We start from the raw sequence: 17477 nt of genomic DNA, 5'->3' as shown, positions 1-17477 counted from the left end.
ACCTTCGACCATTGCCACCTGCCTCCCCTTCGACGGGCGGCCCTTGCCTCTGTCTCACATGGCCAGATTGACCCATGCCCGAAGGGTCCCTCCCCGGTCTCGCCGGCGGGAACCACACGCACTGCCCTGCGCAGCCGGCATCTGCAATCTTTGGCTGCTGACGACCGTGATTTACTGCCGTAAAAACTGATCCTTATGGCAGAGAAAACATGCATTTAGATGGGAGAGCGGAAACCTCCGGGTTTCGGCTAATGGGTACGGACTTTGTCAGCAAAAGGGCCGACCGCATCGTTAACATTCTCTTAACCTAAAACTTCTTGCGGGGGTTGGCCGAATCGGAGCTTAATGGCGGTTGTTGAATAGTTTCATCGCAAAAAGCGCCAATTCAGGTTCCGACGAGAATGAACATCGCCATGCGGCTACCACGCTTTGAGTTCGATGACAAAATTCTCGAGCAGGGTGCCGAGATATCGCGACGCCTCAACCAGCTACGCATGGAGAAGTTCCCACCTAACGCGACGAAGACGCTACGCTCTTTTTCGATGGCTGAGGTGGCCCACTATCTTGGTGTGTCGCAAAACAATTTGAAGCGCCTTCATCTTGAGGGCAAAGGGCCGCTGCCCGATCAAGTCCCCTCCGGCCGCCGATCTTACACGGCCGAGCAAATGCTTGAGCTGCGCCATTTCCTTGACCGCCACGGCCGGACCGAGGTGAAAAAGTACGTCCCCCACCGCAAGCCCGGCGACAAGCTCCAGGTGGTTGCTGTCGTCAACTTCAAGGGCGGAAGCGGCAAGACAACGACCGCCGCCCACCTCGCCCAGCACCTGGCGCTGACCGGTCACCGTGTTCTTGCAATCGATCTCGACCCGCAAGCCTCGCTCTCCGCGCTCCATGGCTTTCAGCCGGAACTCGATCGCAACCTCTCTCTGTATGAGGCGATCCGCTACGATGATGAGCGCAAGCCGATCTCCGAGGTGATCGTGCCGACGAATTTCCCTGGCCTGGATATCATTCCGGCCAATCTCGAGCTGCAGGAGTATGAGTACGACACGCCGCTCGCCATGCAGGACAAATCGTCCAATGCCGGCCGCCAGTTTTTCACCAGGATCGCAAAGGCGCTGTCAGAAGTAGACAGCCGCTATGACGTCGTCGTTGTCGATTGCCCGCCGCAGCTTGGCTATCTCACCTTGACGGCGATGTCGGCGGCGACATCCGTTCTCATCACCGTTCACCCGCAGATGCTCGACTTGATGTCGATGAGCCAGTTTCTGCTGATGCTCGGCGGCATCTTGAAGACCATCAAAGCGGCCGGCGCATCGATACAGCTGGATTGGTTTCGCTATCTGATCACGCGCTACGAACCGACAGACATTCCGCAGGCGCAGATGGTCGGCTTCATGCAATCGATGCTTGCTGGCCAGATCCTCGAAAATCCCATGCTCAAGTCGACGGCGATTTCGGACGCGGGCCTGACGAAACAGACGCTCTACGAGGTGGAGAAATCGTCTTTTACCCGTTCAACCTACGACCGGGCGCTCGAATCGCTGGACGCGGTGAACTCGGAGATTGCGACATTAGTCCATCGCGCATGGGGACGGTCATGACGGCTTTTACGGCAGTAAAAAGTGACAAGTTTGCTCGTGAAATCAGTCGACTAACCGAGAATGGGAGCGATTGAATGGCGCGCAAGGACATATTCGGCAGTGTTATGGGCCCAGCGACTGGAGTCGCGAATAACCAGGATGTATCGGGGTATGCCGTTCGCGGCGCATCACGGTCGATTATACAGTCGTTCGAGGAGCTCTCGAAGAGTTCTGTCGTCGATCTCGATCCGGCATTGGTCGACACGTCATTCGTCTCTGACCGCATGGCCGGTGACGATGAGGCCTTTCAGGAGTTGCTGGTGGCGATTCGTGACCGAGGACAGGATTCCCCTGTACTGGTCAGACCTCATCCGGAGATTTCCGGTCGGTTTCAGACCGTCTTTGGCCACAGGCGCGTCAGGGTCGCCCGCCAACTGGGCAGGCCTGTCCGTGCTGTCGTCAAGAAGATGGGCGATGAGGACCATGTCATCGCCCAGGGTCAAGAGAATGCTGCCAGGTCTGATTTGTCCTTCATCGAGCGGACGCTTTTCGCGGAGCGCATTCTCAAGCGGGGCCATTCGCCGGATACGGTGAAGTCGGCTCTTGCACTCGATGATACGACCTTCTCGAAGATGCGCTCCGTTACCAGCAGCATTCCTGAGCAGGTCATTCTGGCAGTCGGCGCCGCCAAGGGTATTGGCCGGGATCGCTGGTGGCAACTTGCCAAACTGTTGGAGCATCCTGGGGCTGCAGCCAGGGCGACAGAGTATGTGGAAAGCGCCGATTTTGCCCAACCGGGGAGTGATGGCCGTTTCGCCCATCTCTTCGACTATCTGAGTGGCCCGGTGAAACGCCCGCCGGCGCCATCGAAGTCTCAGCAAAAGTCGTGGATCCCCCGGGACAAATCGGTCCGGGCCAACATCACCGACACTGGAAAAGTGTTTACGCTTGCCTTGAAATCCAAGGGAGCATCACCCTTCGGCGCATTCATTGCCGGCAAGCTCGACGAGCTTTTCGAGGCTTTTCGGGAATCGGAAATTGCGAAGAAAACAGGAGACTAAAACCGCAAAAGAAAAAGGCCCCCGAACGTCACCGTCGCGGAAGCCCTTCTCATGTCTCTAGCAAGCTGAGAATCGCACTTCCCCGAATCACTGTCAAGAGTCGTGGCGCCGTTTCGGCGAGCAGATTTTTTTTGCCTGATTGAAAGGTGAGGGAAATGAAGAGTGGGTACGCGACGACGCCCTTCGGGCGGCGGCCGATGACGCTTGCCCTGGTGCAAGCGAATACGGCATCGCGGGAGATCCCGAAAGGATCTCTCGTCGAGAAGTGGCAGGTCTATCGTTGGCTCTGTGAGGGAAAGTCGGCTCTCGGCGTGGGAGACCGCGCGCTGGCGGTGCTGAGCGGCCTGTTGACGTTCTACCCAGACGACCAGATCAGCGAGGAAAACGGCCTGATGGTCTTTCCGTCGAACGCTCAGCTGTCGTTGCGCGCACACGGCATGGCCGATTCCACATTGCGCAGGAACTTGGCGGAGCTGGTCAATTGCGGTCTGATCATCCGCCGCGATAGCCCCAATGGCAAAAGGTTCGCTCGCAAGGGGCAGGGCGGGGCTGTCGTGGAAGCATTCGGGTTCTCGTTGGCGCCCCTTTTGACACGGGCTGCGGAGTTTCAGCTGGCGGCCGACCAGGTCCGCGCCGACTCGAGGGCGCTCAAATTGATGCGTGAGCGGGTCACGCTCCATCGCCGTGACATCCATAAGCTTGTCGAGGCTGCGATCGAGGAGGCCGTTCCTGGGGACTGGGGAGCCATCTGGAGGCGTTTCCGAACCATCGTGGGGGGCATTCCCCGCCGAGCCGGCCTATCTGACCTGGAGGGCTTCGTTGCGGAGCTGACCGCATTGCACGATGAAGTGGACAGGATGCTGGAAAGCTTCACAAAATCCAGGAATCCTAGCGGCAATGAGTCCCAAAATGAGCGGCAGCAATCTGATTCAAACACAGACTCCACTTTTGTATTTGAACCAGCTTCTGAAAAAAGCAGGGCGGCGGTCGAGCCAACATCTGTTTCGACCGAGAAGCCGAAAGGCTACCCGATAGGACTTGTGCTGAGAGCGTGCCCCGAAATTGCGGACTATGCCGTCAACGGGATCGGAAATTGGCGCGACTTGATGATGACCGCTGCCCAGGTGCGGGGGTACCTTGGCGTTTCGCCCTCAGCGTATGAGGAGGCCTGCCATGTGATGGGCCAGGAAGTTGCCGCGATCGTGATCGCCTGCATCCTGCAAAGAGCGCAACATATCAACTCGGCAGGCGGCTATCTGCGGGTGCTGACCGAAAAGGCGAGGGGAGGGCAGTTTTCTGTCGGACCGATGCTCATGGCGGCGCTGAAGGCCAATGGCTCGACAGCAAGGATGACCGGATAGTATGGGGGTCATCCACGAATGTGCATATGTCGTGGGCATCGACACGTCGTTTAATCATGTCGATAGAATACCAATTTGTCGACATGTGGCCGAACTGCTTCTGTACATAGCGGGGCGGAGAGCGGGTGATCTACTACTGGTACAGTGACGATGCCCCGATTTATGCCCTTTTGGCCGACGGCAAGAACGAAAAGACGGATTTGAAGCCGGAAGAGGCTAAATATAAGGCGGTTGCAGCATTTGCAAAGGCGATCAAGGCTGCAAACAAGAGCAGGACATGAGCGAGATGACGAAATTCGGTGCGGATCTGATCCAGGCCATGTCTGAAGCATTGGCTCATGCGCAGGGCAAGAATGTTCCCGGCGTTCGCGTGAGCGCTGTGGATGTCGGCACGGTTGATGCGAAGGCAATCCGCAAGCAGCTTGACCTCACTCAGGATGAAATGGCGACTGTGCTCGGTACAAGTCCTTCCGGCTACAAAAAATGGGAGCAAGGAAAGCGGCAACCCAGTGATGCTGCTCGAACCTTGCTTCGGATCATGGAGAAAGAGCCCGAAGCCGTCTTGCGGGCTCTGTCAATCGACAAGTCTGCCGAGGAAATTCAAACCGCCGCGGCGCCTCACTGAAAATTGGGCAGGGGAGGGGTTTTATCGCCGTTTACAGTCCTGATGCCTTGGTGAGATTAACACGAAAACGGTCGCGCCGGCGCTGATAGCGGCGGGTCATTTCGGCGGAGGCATGGCCGAGTTGTTTCTGCACATAGCGCTCATCGACCTCGGCCGAGGAGGCAAGGCCGGCGCGCAGCGAATGCCCCGAGAATTTTGCCCCACGCTCCCCTTCGGCCAGATCGCCGCGAACACCGGCAGCCAGTGCAGCGCGCTTGACCAGCCGCGCGACCTCCTGGGGGTTGAGGCGCTCGGCGCCAACGGCCTTGCCTTGACCGGTGACGCGCCGAAACAAAGGGCCATGGCCAATCCGCGCCAGTTTCAGCCAGATCTGCAGAGCGACTACCGGACATGTGGCATCCGCGGAACCGCGGCCGATCTCCACCTCGCGCCAGCCAGTTTTGCCGCGTATGTTGACCAAAATTCCTTTGTCCAAAATCTCGACCCAGCCCGAAGACTCCTCGGTCTGATCGCGCGAAAAATCCAGGCCGACGATTTCCGAGCGCCGCAGCCCGCCGGCGAAGCCCAGAAGCAGCATGGCGCGGTCGCGCAGGCCACGGAGCGTACCGCGGTCGAGCGTCTCCAGCATGGTGATGAGATCCTCGGGCAGGATCGCCTCTTTCTGCACCGGCGGTTTGGCGTGACTGTTGCGAATGCCGGCCAGCACGGTGGCGATGTAGCGGTCCTTTCTGTCCAGCGGCTGGCCACGCTGCCCGTAATTCCAGGTCAGGGACGACAGACGGCGCTCGATCGTCGCCACGGAGTTCGGTTTCTTGTCTCCTGTTACCTTGCCGGATGCGCAGGCGGTGATGTACAGGCCGACGCTCTGCGGATCGGGCGGGAGCACCTCCAGGCCCTGGCGGCGTGTCCAGGCACAAAAATGCTTCCAGTCGGCGGCGTAGGCGCGGCGGGTGTTGGCCGAACACGCCGCCTCGACGTATTTTCGCGCGTGATCGGCCAGTGTTTCCAGATGGGCCGACAGACCCGGTGCGGGCTGCAGGGCAGGGACCGTTTGCACTTCGTCCGGCGTACGCCCCATCTCCATGACGACGTCGATAATGTCGGGCAGGTCGTCAGCGATCGGCTCGCCGGCGGCCGTCGGCCAGGCGGCGGAAATACCATCCTCCGCGCCCGTGCTGTGGCGCGGTCCGAAAGTCGGCCCAACGCGTTTTTCGGATTTCTTGTCGACGAAATCGGCCATTTCTCAGGTAGACACCAGAACGACCGATAATGCAACATTATCGTTCGTTATGTTGGCACGACAGGCGCGGCGGTTTTATGCATTCTATCTTGCAGGAAGCGCCGCAATGATTCATCCTGCAAACGATGATTCTGCGGCCCACATCTCTCTCGCGCCACCCCGGCACGCTTCTTGGCGCGGCCGCCATCACTCCGGCAGTCCCCGTCCCGGCCTGGCTGCGCCGGGCCATCCCTGATGCGCAAAGCCTTGCGGGAAAAGGCGCAGGGCCAAATGCCCTTGAGGACGTCGCGCTCGCCGCAGGCGCCACCATTGGCGCGCTCGATGCAGTGGTCCGCCGGCAGCAGCGGTGGGCCGGCGCCTGGCGGCAGCGCCTGGCGCTTGCCGCCGCAGCGGTGACGGCTAGGCAGGCCGGCCGCGTCGAGGATGAAAGCCAATTGCGCGACGCCGTGCTGCTCACACGCCCGGGCGATTTTTTGTCTGTCGGGCCCGCCGGTCTTTTGCTGCTCGCCTGGCGCCGGCTGGCAGCCCGGCCCGCCGAGGAGCTTCTCACGAAGAGAAGTCTCGCCGCGATGTTGGAAGAGTTCGGTTACGCCCGCGACGACGAGGCAGCCAGCGATCTGGCGGACGATCTTCGACAGCTTTCCGCGGGCATCGGAATGGTCGGCATGCTGACCGGCGCATTCATGGCCGCCGAAAGCCGTGGCTTCGCACGAGCCTTCGGATGCTGGCTCGCCGACGCCCTGCTAGCGCAACGGCTGGGTTGGGCCCACGCGGTGCCGCTGCTAGGCGCCGAGGCAGCCTTTGGGACAAGCGCCCGCCCGCGTCGATCGGCAGCCAGCTCTGTGGCGACAGGCATTGACACAGATCCTGATCGTGTCAAAAATCTGCTTGCCGCGCAGGCGCGCGCTGCGTTGCGCGCGATTGATCTTTCCGCCGAACTCGGGCGCCGATCGGAGCGACTACTGGCGGTGGCGCCGAAGTTGCGTGCTCGGGCGTCGGCTCTCGTCGTCGAAAGACTGTTGTCCGACGATGCGATTGTTGCTTCGGAAAAGATCGCCGGCATGAGTGATCGCGGCCTGCGCCGACTGTTCGACCGGCTGGTCGAACTCGGCGCCGTGCGTGAACTGTCCGGCCGCCCAACCTTCCGCATCTACGGACTGTGACGACCATGGCAGAGGCAACGCCCAGGCGAGGGGGGAGCCGGCCAGATGACGGCCGATCAGGTGACCGCCTGTTTGATCAGGAACTGGATCACTTGCCGCCGGAGGCGCGCTGGCGCGAATGGATGCATCGGGTCGAAGCAACCATCTTTGCGGCGAACGAGCCCGTCGGCCGCGAAACGCTCGCCCGGATCGTCGGCAAAGGTTGCAGCATCGACCTCCTCATCGACGATATCCGCGAGGAGCTGCGCGGCCGGCCCTATGACCTGGTCGCCGTTGCCGGCGGTTTTCGGCACCTGACCCGGCCGGCCTATGCTGATGCCATCCGCAGTGCATTTGGCACGGCCGGCGGCGGCGGTGGGCGTGCCGTGGACCTGACGCAGTCGGACGTGCTGGTGCTAATGTGCATCGCCTATTTCCAGCCCATCACGCGTGGAGAACTGTCGTCGTTTTTTGGCAAGGAAGTTTCTCGCGACCTGATCGGTCACCTGCGCGGCGCGAAGCTGATTGCGTCCGGCCCGCGCAGCCCGACGCCCGGCGCGCCCTACACCTACGTTACGACCAAAGAATTCCTGCTGGAGTTCGGGCTCGACACGCTGCGCGATCTGCCGGATTTCGAAGCCCTCGAGGACGCTGGACTGCTCTCGAAGGAGAAGCTACTCGCAGGTGATATCATGCCAGGATTATCCGACGACGAGGAAGAGCATGCTTAGCGTCGGCACTGATGAATAATACGCTGCCTGGCCGGTGGCCGCAGTTCGCGGCGTCCTCAACGTGATCTACGACTCGGGGTTCGCGAGATGACGTGAGGAGACGCTGTCGGGCGTGGGGCGTTGCCTAGAAAATGGTGGGGGAAATATGCCTGGATGATCGATCCAGCGGTTGCATCGGTCAAGACCACTGACGTTCCGCGCCTTTCGGTTGCCCGACTTTTCGATCTTAGGGCGTTCCTGGACTCAGGCCTAGCCTGCAACCTTGGGGAAGAGATTCCCGAAGGAGGCGCTTGAGGACCTGCACTACGTCCTGCTTCAGTGTTTTCATGAAGTTTTCCGCCTCGGCATTGTCCTAGTGCCAACGCGGCTCATGCTTGGCTGGGTGCCGTGCAGGTTGAGAAGACCGGAATGGGCAGCGCACGAAAATTCGGCGGATTCAGGCCGGTCGTCGCAACACCAATCTGTTTGACCTACCGCAACCACTCGTCAAGCGCCTCAGCGGGCGTTTTCCAGCCCAGTGCTTTCGTGGCCTGGAGTTTAGAGCGTAGCGGCACCAACTCCTGTTCGAGATAGCCGCGGAGCCAAGGAAGGTCAGCGTGCGCCCGCCGGTAATGCGCCTGCAATGACCTGTTCAGGCCGGGTTTACGGGCGCGCCGCCTGCACGTCTTCGACAGTCACCGCATCCGTGTAGTTGTTGCCGAAATTGGTACGGATGTAATTAACCACGGCCGTCACCTGCTCGTCATCGAGATAGGAGCCGAGCGGCGGCATCGCCTTCTGACCCTTGACCACCATGACGACCGGATAAGCGCCCGCTTCGAGCTTCTCGTTCTTGGCGAGCGCCGGATATTTGCCGGCCCCGACTGCGCCGACGCCTTCCGGCATGTGGCAACCCCGGCAGATCGCCGCGTAAATGCCGGCGCCATCTCTGGGTTGGATCTTCGAGGCATTGCCAAAACCGGTCGAGTCGGACGATTGCCCAAAAACAGGAAACGCAGCGAAAGCCGCAACGGCAACGGTGGCGGCGAAAGAGGTGATCCGGTTCATGTCCAAAAGTCTCCAGATTGCGATCAGGGCGAGCTGGCTGGCGGCGGGCCGTCAGCCGCTGACCACGCGTTGGTGGAGACGCCCGATCGCATCGAGCGAAGACAGGATCGCTCCTTCCATCCAGGCCGGCATGTAGGAGATGTGCTCGCCGGCCATGGCGATGCGCCCGTCGATCGAGCTTGCCGCATGATAGTGTTCCTTGCGCTTCTCCTCGGTCCATTCGCCATAGCAGCCGAGCGTCCATGGCACGCGGTGCCAGCCGACGGCAACGCCGTTGTCGAACTCGTCTTTGTATTGCGGATGGATCTGAGCCCCGTACTCCAGCGCCTTCTGGATGCGCTCTTCCGGCGGCAGCGACGTGAACTCGTAAGCCCAGGCCTCCAATGAAAAGGCGCCGAGAAGCACGCCCTTGCCCGGGCTGTGATAGTCGGTGCTGGGATAGGAGATCAGCGTGTTGGGCAGATCGGTGTAGGTGATGCCGCCGTAGATGTGTTCGTCCTCTTCCCAAAAGCGGCGCTTGAACTGCAATCCCACCTTGATCGCGGCACCGTAAGGCAGGTTGTCAATCGCCGCCTTCGTTTCGGTCGACACCTTGGTTTTGATCTGGCTGAGCACGGAGAACGGCACGGTGCAGATACACCAGTCAGCGGTGGCGGTCTGCGCCTCGCCGCCCTTTCGCGCATCCTCGTAGCGGATGGTGACGCTTTCGTCGTCCTGGTCGATCTCCGTGACCTTCACGTTGTATTTGGTAAGGCTGCCGACTTCCCTCTCGAACGCCCTGGCTATCATGTCCATGCCGCCGACCGGCTGCAGCATCGTGGTCTGGTAGTCATGGAGACTGCCAGTGCTAAGGCTGCTCCACAGGCCGGATTGCACGATGTCGGAGAGCCCTATCGGCTGCGATGGCTTGGCCAGCGACATCTGGCCGCCGCCCGGTTCAATATCAAAGCCTCGCCGCTCGCTGCTGTGAGTGCCAGCGACGTAAGCGTAGTTTTCGTCAAGCGCGCCCCAGCTCTGCAACGCTTCCAGCAGCTTCTCCCGGTCCTCCGTCGAGACCGCCTGGTCGAGTCCACCCTGCTTCGTCACCTTGGAAAGCAGCTCGGCGACATGGCCGTTGAAATCCGCGCTGACATGGCGGTAGCGCTGCGGCTTGCCTTCGAACGCCTTGACCGAATGCAAGTAGGCGTTGTGGTTCACCTGCACGAACGCCTCGAGTTTGACGCCGAGCCGCTTGCAGTAATCCAGCACGGCATGGTGATGGTAAGGGATACGCCACGGGCCGGGATTGATATAAAGACCCTCGTCGAACTTGCATTCCTGCTCGAAGCCGCCGAGCTCGGTGTAATTGTCGCCGCCACGCAGCGACCAGCAGCGACCGCCGGCTTTTTCCCTGTACTCCAGAACCTGCACCTTGTAACCGACCTTGCTGAGTTCGTACGCAGCGACCATGCCGGCCAGTCCGCCGCCGAGTACGAGAACGGAAGCCCCTTTCGGATCGCCGTCCAGCTTGATCGGACCCTTGTAGGGCGACTCCTGCGCGAAGCCCAGGGTCGTCATGGCCTGATACATGGCCTCACTGCCGGCAAGCGCGCCGATCATGGTCAGGAGATCGCGGCGGCTGAGTTGGGGAGGAAGCATCGGAACTACTCTTTCAGGGGGATCGCAAGGACGAGAATAACCGGGCGGGGGCAGCGGGTCAGGGGTAGACCGGCCTCAGACGATTGTCTACCGGCCTGCCGACCGCCGGGCGTCGCTGTTAAGCGATCACCCATCGATCGCGTGACGCCGAGCGCCGGATTTGCAAGAGAACGCTCGCGAGCGGCGTTGGTGCACGGATCTTTTATTGGTGTGGGTTTAGGCAAGCGGTCACCGCAATAGCCTTTGTAGCGTAGCCATGCCTTTCAAACACAATACCAGCCGCCGCCATCGTATTGAGAAGATGAAGTTCAGGGTGACGAACTGGCCAGAATATGAGGCAGGACTTCGTCATCGCGGCAGTTTGACCCTGTGGGTGACGCCGGAAGCCCTGTCCAGGTGGCAAGCGCCACGACGCAAGACACGTGGCGGCCAGCACCGCTATTCTGATCTGGCGATCGAGACCACCTTGACGCTGGGCCTTGTGTTTGGCCTGCGGCTGCGCCAGGCAGAAGGCTTGCTGGAATCGGTGCTGCAACTGATGGGGCTGGCGCTCGCTGTCCCCGATCATACCACCCTGAGCCGTCGGGCGCGGAAATGGCAATCGCCCAACAAACGGCATGATCGCCAGGTTCCGCCGGAGGCACCAGTGCATGTTCTTCTCGACAGCACCGGCCTGCAGCTCTACGGCGCGGGTCAGTGGCTGGAGGAGAAGCACGGCGCGCCAGATCCCGTCGCAGTTGGCGCAAGCCTCATCTGGCACTGGATGCCGACAGCGGCAAGATCATTGCCCATACCCTGACTGATCAGGACACTGGCGATGTCTCTCAAGTTGAGCCACTACTCGACCAGATTGGCGTCCGATCGGACAGTTTACTGCTGACGGCGCCTATGACGGAAAACCGACTTACGACGCAGTCATCGATCATAGCGCTGCCGCCGCAATCGTCATTCCGCCTCGCGTCAACGCGGTCGAACCATTCGACGATAGACCTGCCGGCCAAAGGGACCAGCATATCGCCGCAATCGGCAGAGACGGCCGGATGAAATGGCAGGTCTCCAACGGTTATGGCAAACGCTCGCTGGTCGAGACCGCCATAGGGCAATACAAGTCCACCATCGGGCGGCGTTTGCGGGCACGGTCGCTTCCCGTTCAGCAGACCGAAGTCGCCATCGGCTGCGCCGTCCTCAACCGCATGCTTGCCTGCGCACGCCCGAAATCCGCCCGCCGCAAGGCGGCCACGGCATAGTCTGCCGCTTCAAAGATCGACATCCGCTCAAGTCCGGACCCATGCACCAACGCCACGGTTTGGGGCTTCAGGATCGTGCGATGGGCCACGCTTTTCTGGCGGTGCGTAGCACGGGCAATGCGTGTCCAAAGCCTGACAGCGGCGGACAAAATGTCAGGTTCAGAACAAACATTGGCAAAAATGTCAGGTCATTACGACCGGCCATGTGGGACTGTGAGGTTTTTCAAAGCAAACAGGCGCTTACCGCGCGCTGAGCGGGCTGGCACGGGCTTTGCACTCTTGTGGCGACTGCACGCAATGGGCAAGACGAGCGATGCTCTCTCCCCTGAACCCGTGTGCCGTCTCTGAGAGGAAACCAGCTCGTGCAGAAACCTTTGGAAATAGCTTTGCACCGCAATGTGGTGTTGCAGATCGACTCCCCGGCTCCTTCGATTAAAGTCGAGAACTGGCTGCGTGGCGAGCCCCTCACGACCTTTGAGCCCGGCAAAGTTTACATCATCGAATTTTGGGCAACGTGGTGCGGCCCATGTGTGGACGGGATGCCCCATCTGATGCAGCTGCAGGAGAAATACAGGGACAGCGGCGTTGAGATCGTCGGAGTCGCGGCTTCTGAAGAAGCTCCAACGGCCGATGAGGCCCGAAGCAAGCTGGACGCTTGGTTGACCGAAAAGTTCTCGAATCTGAACTATCGGATGGCGTTCGACTCCACAGGCGAAATGAAAAAGCTTTGGATGGAGCCCAGCTTTTCTTTCACGATTCCCACCTCGTTCGTGGTCGACCGAGACGCCCACATCGCCTTTATTGGTGGTCCGACGAAACTCGATGAGGTTTTGCCGAAGGTGCTTAACGGCAGCTGGCGCAGCAGCGACCAAGCAAAATCCGCCGACGCGGAGCGGATTGCGGAAGGCGAAACCAAAGCGCGCGAAACAGCGCTGAAGAAGCCGATCAGGGACAAATTTCAGGCGGCGGTGGAGAAAGAGGATTGGAAGACGGCGCTCTCGGCAATCAAAGAGGGCATCGCCTTGATTCCGGACAACGTGAATTTCCGCGTGAGTCTTGCGCATCTGTTGCTTCACAAAATGCGCGACATGGAGGCCGGCTTGCCCGAAATGCGCCAATTCGTTCGCGACGCGATCGACAGAGAGTCCGAGCACTGGATATATTATGGGCTATTCCTACTCTTCGCGCCGTGCTTTGATTATGCCGGCTTTCCGTCTGCTGAGCGCTTTGCGATGGGCGAAGAGCTGTCTAAACACATCGTGGCACTGCCGCAAGGCGACGGCTCTAAGTTCATGTCTTATCCGATGGTCGCTCAGTACTATCATGAGAGCGGCAACAAAGATCGTGCGATCGAGTTGGTCGAGCAGGCACTTAAGGCGCTGGACGGTCCGGAGCCTATCTCGAACGACCTGAAACAGCACCTTCTACCGGAGTTGCTGCAGGCTCTGGCCAACTACAAGGGTGAGAAGGTTTGTCACGGCACTATCTGTGTGGCTCCGCAAAAGGATTCTCCCAACGTCAATGGGGTGGCCGAGGAGCAAACCTAAGAAGGGGCGTGTCGGAATGCCTTACTGGTCAATTCGTCCACTTTCCTGGCGTGGTTGTGCAAATAGCCGGCCCAGGCGTCCAGCCCAGCCTCGCCGTCATCCGCAAACACGTGACTGGGCACCGTAACGTTAACCGGGCATCGATCAAAATGTGGGATCTGGCGGCATGACCAGATTTTCCCGTGATCCTCTTTATCGTCGCCACCGATTTCCGGCGCAGGTGATTGCCCATGCCGTTTGGCTCTATTTCCGGTTTCCGCTCAGCCTGCGGATGGTCGAGGATATGCTGGCAGCTCGTGGCGTCATCGTCTCTCACCAGACCGTGCGACTTTGGGCTGAGAAATTTGGCAGACACTTTGCCAATGATATCCGGAAGCGATCGGCCGGCAAGCTCGGCGACAAATGGCATCTCGATGAGGGTGCGCCACGAAGGCGCGAAGGAGGAGCTATGATTTAGGCACTTCCCAAGCAGCCATGCTGCACAGGAGATGAGGGCTGGCCCCTCGAAGCCGGCTTGCAGGAGCGGGTTTCAAACCACCTCAAGCTGCTGTCGTAAAGAGCGATGGTGGTGAGCGTTGAGGAAAAGGCCGGACTTGATCCGGTCAGGTAAGATGCAAGGAGACGAGCGTGAGCGAACCGCTGACGACGTGTCGAAAAGTGCATAGATGGCGTCAAAACCGGGTGGGCTTCGTTAACCCGGGAGAAGTCTGGGAGATACCTGTCTACTGCCCAGATGGCGTCCGGCATGAAGGCGGCGTGACCTTGCTTCAGGCTCTTGTGTGGAACGTGGGAACCTGTCGCCCCGATGCGAAGGGAGACATCCAAGTGGAAGCACCATGAGGATCCGAGTACCGATGCGGGGCACAGGGACGGAGTTGCGTGTAGTAGTGAAGAAGGTGCTGTAATGGCGTTGGAGCGAAGGCGCAACACTGTCCAGCTTTATCGAAAGGTCAACCGTCATGCGGGAGGAGCCTTTGGGTAAAGCAAAGCCGTTCGATATTCCTAAACGGGCTGTTTGGGAGGCTTATCAACGGGTAAAGGCGAACCGGGGTGCAGCCGGGGTCGATGATCAGTCGATCGAGGATTTTGAGCGGGATGTGAAGAACAACCTGTTCAAGCTCTGGAACCGATTGTCATCTGGCAGCTACTTTCCGCCGCCAGTCAAACGGGTCGCGATCAAAAAGCGGCAAGGTGGTACAAGGCCGTTGGGCATTCCCACGGTCTCAGACCGGATTGCGCAAGGGGTGGTGAAGGCATACCTGGAACCGGAACTGGAAAGACATTTCCATCCCGATTCCTATGGGTATAGGCCCGGCAAGTCGGCACTCGAGGCAGTGGGTATGGCAAGGCAGAGATGCTGGCGCCATGACTGGGTTCTCGATCTCGACATTCAGGCCTTCTTCGACACCATTCCACACGACCTGTTGCTACGGGCGGTGCGAAAGCACACCGACTGCACGTGGGTGTTGTTGTACATTGAACGGTGGCTGACGGCTCCCGTGCAACTGGAGAACGGCACTTTGGAACCTCGGGAGAGGGGAACTCCGCAGGGGTCAGTTATCTCACCCTTGCTGGCGAACCTCTTTTTGCACTATGCGTTCGATCGGTGGATGGCCAAACACCGTCCTGAGATTCCGTTTGAACGCTTTGCCGATGATGCCGTTTGTCATTGCAGCAGCGAGCGTCAGGCCCAAAAGTTGCAAACGGATCTTGAGCAACGGTTTGCTGAATGCGGACTGAAGTTACATCCAAACAAGACACAGATCGTGTATTGCAAGGATAACGTTCGGCGGGGGCATTGCCCCAATCAGAAGTTCGACTTTCTCGGCTACACCTTTCGACCGAGACTGGCAATGAACCGATGGGGCAAGACCTTCGTCAATTTCAGTCCGGGTATCAGCAACCGAGCCGCGAAAGCCATCCGTCAGACAATGCGGGACTGGCAGCTTGACCGCCGTATCGACAAGCGCATCAATGATCTGGCCAAGATGTTCAATCCGATCCTTCGTGGTTGGATGAACTACTATGGTCGTTACCACAAATCGGCACTTTCCCGAGCATTGATGCACCTCGATCTGCGCCTGGCACGCTGGGCCATGTCGAAATATCGACGCCTGAGACGCCATCGTCGGCGTGCGCGGTACTGGGTCCAGGACGTAAGGCGTCGGGAGCCAGCGCTGTTTGCACATTGGCGATTGCTGTATCGGGCAACGGCTGGACGGTAGGAGCCGGATGAGTGGAGACGCTCACGTCCGGATCTGTGAGAGCCTGGGGGTGAAATTCCCCCGGGCCACTCGACTAGCCGTGCGCATCAACGGTCAGAAATGCTGGTTGTGGAGAGCGGTTGATCAGGACGGATATGTGCTCGACGAGATTGTCCAGACGCGTCGCAACACCAAGGCCGCCAGGCGCCTGCTGACGCGACTTCTGAAGAAGCAGGGTCTGCCGCCAAAGCGTATGATCACCGACAAACTGCGCTCCTACGGGGCGGCCCAACGCCAAGTCATGCCGAACGTGGAACACCGCTCGCATAAAGGCTTGAACAACCGGGCGGAGAATTCTCACCTGCCGTTCCGAAAACGGGAACGAACGCGACAGGGTTTCCGGTCGGTCGGCTCATTGCAGCATTTCGTGTCGATCTTCTCCGCCGTCCGAAATCTCTTCGTCCCATCCCAGACCAACCGCTCCGCAGCACAAATTCGAGCCCATCGACGCCAGGCAATGGCCGCGTGGGAAGCCGTGAGTGCACGGCCTGCCTGAAAAGCGCGGTATCGGCTTCACGCGGCCACATTCAAACAACGTGACAACGCCGTCGCAACACCTGCGTCGAGCATGCCCGCATCGACTGCATAGGCTATCGCGCGATCTGCTGGATCGACACCGACAATTTCGAGCGCGGTCATCCGCCGGTTCGGCATAGAGGTCACGGTCCCGCTGAAGAAGCGCCTCGAGATCGTCGGCCGCCGCTCCGTAGAGCCGGTAGAGTTCATCCATCGAAAGTCCGTGCTTGAGAAGCGCGCCGTTGATCCCATAAGAGCAACCAAGATCGATCACCTTGGCTGATTCGGATTCGGTGGCGCTACGGCGTGCTTCGATCAATCGTTGAAATCGAGGCTTTGCTTCCTGAGGAATCCGATAGCCCAGACGAGACAAAGTTGAAAAGTAAGCTGTCGGCTCCGAATTGTTATAAATATTGTTTAAGTTTATCTTGCCAGTCACGTCGTAGCTAATACTTTCCAATATATCGACCCCGTTTTTCATGTCACAAAATTCACGCCTCCGCACAAAGGTGCGCGAAGAAGCTATTTTCCCGATGAGATGTACTATTTAGCGCATACGCTTCGAGAATTGAACCCGTACCGGAGAAAAATTCCCGGCGCCGAACAAAAAATAGTGGCATTGCTGGCAAGCGGCGCTTTGCAGCAGCGGATACCTACCCAGAAGCTCACCAGTGGCACCAGCAGACGGTCCAGGGCTCAATGGCAATCTGCTGCCGGTCGAAACGGCGCGCGCTAGCGTGCGTCGAGCGCCGGGCTTGGGTACAAGATCCCCAAATACTTCCACAAGACGAGCTGGTCGACAGTTTTTCGTCGATGGGGCTCGGCAGGGGCGCTATCGGGAAGGTCGCAGCTATGACTGGTTTGCAGGCATAGGACATCTCAGCCAGCGCGGCGATCGATGTTCCGGTTTTGAAGAATTCAGCCTAACTGTCTAAATTGGGGAATAGCCCCCATCGGCTTGTGATATCGACCGCGCTGCGTCATTGTCGTGGAAGTCGCGCGCCAGCCGACGGCGGCGGATTCATGAAAATTGGAGGCAATAATATTTACGAGGAAATGCCGGATCTTGATACGAGCGGCGGTCGCCTTTCGCGAGCGCGGGAGGCAAGCGGCTTGAGCGTCAAACAGCTTGCTTGGCGGCTCGGTGTGAAAATGGCGACAATCAACGCATGGGAAAGCGATCGATCACAGCCCGGATCGCATCGGCTTGCAAATTTGTCCGGGATTCTCAATGTCAGCATTTCGTGGATCCTCCACGGCGTCGGCACAGCGCCGTCCGAACCGGAAAAGCGTGAAATGGCCGAATCCGTGAATGCCCAGCTAGTCCGGCTCAAACTGCTCCACGCCGAAACGGGTCACCTGATCAGCAGGGTTCAAGACGAGATGGAACGGGTCGGTGCGGGCCGCTGACCTTTCGGCAGCACACCCCTGCCTTCAGGCAATTTTGTACGATCAGGCCTCATGTGAGCCGATCT

The 17477-nt window shown here is 59.4% G+C and carries 14 protein-coding genes and 3 pseudogenes; 13 read left to right on the top strand and 4 right to left on the bottom strand.

The genetic code is table 11. From position 1 onward, the window contains the following. Window positions 1-401: 401 nt before the first annotated feature. From repA to LHFGNBLO_RS01945, 5 genes are all read left to right on the top strand, one after another. Window positions 402-1604 (top strand): plasmid partitioning protein RepA, encoded by a 1203-nt coding sequence (gene repA / locus LHFGNBLO_RS01965; protein ID WP_258581083.1) that lies wholly within the window; start codon window positions 402-404, stop codon window positions 1602-1604. A 74-nt stretch (window positions 1605-1678) separates the two neighbouring features. After that, window positions 1679-2644 (top strand): plasmid partitioning protein RepB, encoded by a 966-nt coding sequence (repB, locus tag LHFGNBLO_RS01960; RefSeq protein WP_258599814.1) that lies wholly within the window; start codon window positions 1679-1681, stop codon window positions 2642-2644. Between the two features lie 155 nt (window positions 2645-2799). Beyond that, window positions 2800-4005: a plasmid replication protein RepC gene (gene repC, locus LHFGNBLO_RS01955; protein ID WP_258599812.1), complete on the top strand. Its 1206-nt coding sequence runs from the start codon at window positions 2800-2802 to the stop codon at window positions 4003-4005. A 125-nt stretch (window positions 4006-4130) separates the two neighbouring features. Further along, window positions 4131-4286: a hypothetical protein gene (locus LHFGNBLO_RS01950; RefSeq protein ID WP_258599804.1), complete on the top strand. Its 156-nt coding sequence runs from the start codon at window positions 4131-4133 to the stop codon at window positions 4284-4286. Beyond that, window positions 4283-4630: a helix-turn-helix domain-containing protein gene (locus tag LHFGNBLO_RS01945; protein ID WP_258599802.1), complete on the top strand. Its 348-nt coding sequence runs from the start codon at window positions 4283-4285 to the stop codon at window positions 4628-4630. The genes LHFGNBLO_RS01950 and LHFGNBLO_RS01945 overlap by 4 nt, the downstream gene beginning before the upstream one ends. Before the next feature lie 31 nt (window positions 4631-4661). Here LHFGNBLO_RS01945 and LHFGNBLO_RS01940 read toward each other — a convergent pair whose 3' ends face one another. Next, window positions 4662-5870, bottom strand: a complete 1209-nt coding sequence (locus LHFGNBLO_RS01940; RefSeq protein WP_258599800.1) for a site-specific integrase — start codon at window positions 5868-5870, stop codon at window positions 4662-4664. Window positions 5871-5995: 125 nt separating this feature from the next. Between LHFGNBLO_RS01940 and LHFGNBLO_RS01935 the strand changes: the two genes are divergently transcribed. Both LHFGNBLO_RS01935 and scpB read left to right on the top strand, forming a co-directional pair. Continuing rightward, window positions 5996-7033 carry a DUF1403 family protein gene (locus LHFGNBLO_RS01935; protein ID WP_258599799.1) on the top strand — a complete coding sequence of 346 codons (1038 nt, stop codon included), beginning with the start codon at window positions 5996-5998 and terminating at the stop codon, window positions 7031-7033. A 5-nt stretch (window positions 7034-7038) separates the two neighbouring features. After that, window positions 7039-7743: an SMC-Scp complex subunit ScpB gene (gene scpB / locus LHFGNBLO_RS01930; RefSeq protein ID WP_258599797.1), complete on the top strand. Its 705-nt coding sequence runs from the start codon at window positions 7039-7041 to the stop codon at window positions 7741-7743. 642 nt (window positions 7744-8385) lie between these two features. Here the strand turns inward: scpB and LHFGNBLO_RS01925 are convergent. Then, on the bottom strand, window positions 8386-8790 hold the full coding sequence (locus tag LHFGNBLO_RS01925) for a c-type cytochrome (RefSeq protein WP_183455384.1): 405 nt from the start codon (window positions 8788-8790) through the stop codon (window positions 8386-8388). A gap of 51 nt (window positions 8791-8841) precedes the next feature. Further along, window positions 8842-10428 (bottom strand): NAD(P)/FAD-dependent oxidoreductase, encoded by a 1587-nt coding sequence (locus LHFGNBLO_RS01920; protein ID WP_258599795.1) that lies wholly within the window; start codon window positions 10426-10428, stop codon window positions 8842-8844. 256 nt (window positions 10429-10684) lie between these two features. On the opposite strand from LHFGNBLO_RS01920, the pseudogene LHFGNBLO_RS01915 reads away from it, so the two are divergent. The 5 genes and pseudogenes from LHFGNBLO_RS01915 to LHFGNBLO_RS01895 all read left to right on the top strand — a co-directional run. Beyond that, window positions 10685-11675 (top strand): annotated as a pseudogene (locus tag LHFGNBLO_RS01915) (IS5 family transposase). Window positions 11676-12037: 362 nt separating this feature from the next. Continuing rightward, on the top strand, window positions 12038-13222 hold the full coding sequence (locus LHFGNBLO_RS01910; protein ID WP_258599794.1) for a TlpA disulfide reductase family protein: 1185 nt from the start codon (window positions 12038-12040) through the stop codon (window positions 13220-13222). Window positions 13223-13388: 166 nt separating this feature from the next. Continuing rightward, window positions 13389-13640: pseudogene (locus LHFGNBLO_RS01905) on the top strand (IS6 family transposase); the annotation flags it as partial. Window positions 13641-14196: 556 nt separating this feature from the next. Beyond that, window positions 14197-15447, top strand: a complete 1251-nt coding sequence (gene ltrA / locus LHFGNBLO_RS01900; RefSeq protein WP_258599793.1) for a group II intron reverse transcriptase/maturase — start codon at window positions 14197-14199, stop codon at window positions 15445-15447. Between the two features lie 85 nt (window positions 15448-15532). Next, window positions 15533-15982, top strand: a pseudogene (locus tag LHFGNBLO_RS01895) (IS6 family transposase); the annotation flags it as partial. Between the two features lie 17 nt (window positions 15983-15999). On the opposite strand, the gene LHFGNBLO_RS01890 reads toward LHFGNBLO_RS01895, so the two are convergent. Continuing rightward, the gene (locus LHFGNBLO_RS01890; protein WP_258599791.1) at window positions 16000-16125 is read right to left on the bottom strand and encodes a hypothetical protein; all 126 of its coding nucleotides are present in this window, start codon (window positions 16123-16125) and stop codon (window positions 16000-16002) included. A 900-nt stretch (window positions 16126-17025) separates the two neighbouring features. On the opposite strand from LHFGNBLO_RS01890, the gene LHFGNBLO_RS01885 reads away from it, so the two are divergent. Next, window positions 17026-17412, top strand: coding sequence for a helix-turn-helix domain-containing protein (locus LHFGNBLO_RS01885; RefSeq protein WP_258599790.1), 387 nt, complete (start codon window positions 17026-17028; stop codon window positions 17410-17412). Window positions 17413-17477 lie beyond the last annotated feature (65 nt).

The organism is Mesorhizobium sp. AR10, from assembly GCF_024746795.1.
Lineage (GTDB): Bacteria > Pseudomonadota > Alphaproteobacteria > Rhizobiales > Rhizobiaceae > Mesorhizobium.
Note: the sequence above shows the minus strand (reverse complement) of the source record. Positions and strands in the feature narration are given on the sequence as shown.

Coding starts and splice junctions, on each gene's coding strand:
- LHFGNBLO_RS01940 (WP_258599800.1), bottom strand. CDS start 5,870: ATGGCCGATTTCGTCGACAAGAAATCCGAAAAACGCGTTGGGCCGACT.
- scpB (WP_258599797.1), top strand. CDS start 7,039: ATGGCAGAGGCAACGCCCAGGCGAGGGGGGAGCCGGCCAGATGACGGC.
- repA (WP_258581083.1), top strand. CDS start 402: ATGAACATCGCCATGCGGCTACCACGCTTTGAGTTCGATGACAAAATT.
- LHFGNBLO_RS01885 (WP_258599790.1), top strand. CDS start 17,026: ATGAAAATTGGAGGCAATAATATTTACGAGGAAATGCCGGATCTTGAT.
- LHFGNBLO_RS01935 (WP_258599799.1), top strand. CDS start 5,996: ATGATTCTGCGGCCCACATCTCTCTCGCGCCACCCCGGCACGCTTCTT.
- LHFGNBLO_RS01925 (WP_183455384.1), bottom strand. CDS start 8,790: ATGAACCGGATCACCTCTTTCGCCGCCACCGTTGCCGTTGCGGCTTTC.
- repC (WP_258599812.1), top strand. CDS start 2,800: ATGAAGAGTGGGTACGCGACGACGCCCTTCGGGCGGCGGCCGATGACG.
- LHFGNBLO_RS01920 (WP_258599795.1), bottom strand. CDS start 10,428: ATGCTTCCTCCCCAACTCAGCCGCCGCGATCTCCTGACCATGATCGGC.
- repB (WP_258599814.1), top strand. CDS start 1,679: ATGGCGCGCAAGGACATATTCGGCAGTGTTATGGGCCCAGCGACTGGA.
- LHFGNBLO_RS01890 (WP_258599791.1), bottom strand. CDS start 16,125: ATGACCGCGCTCGAAATTGTCGGTGTCGATCCAGCAGATCGCGCGATA.
- LHFGNBLO_RS01945 (WP_258599802.1), top strand. CDS start 4,283: ATGAGCGAGATGACGAAATTCGGTGCGGATCTGATCCAGGCCATGTCT.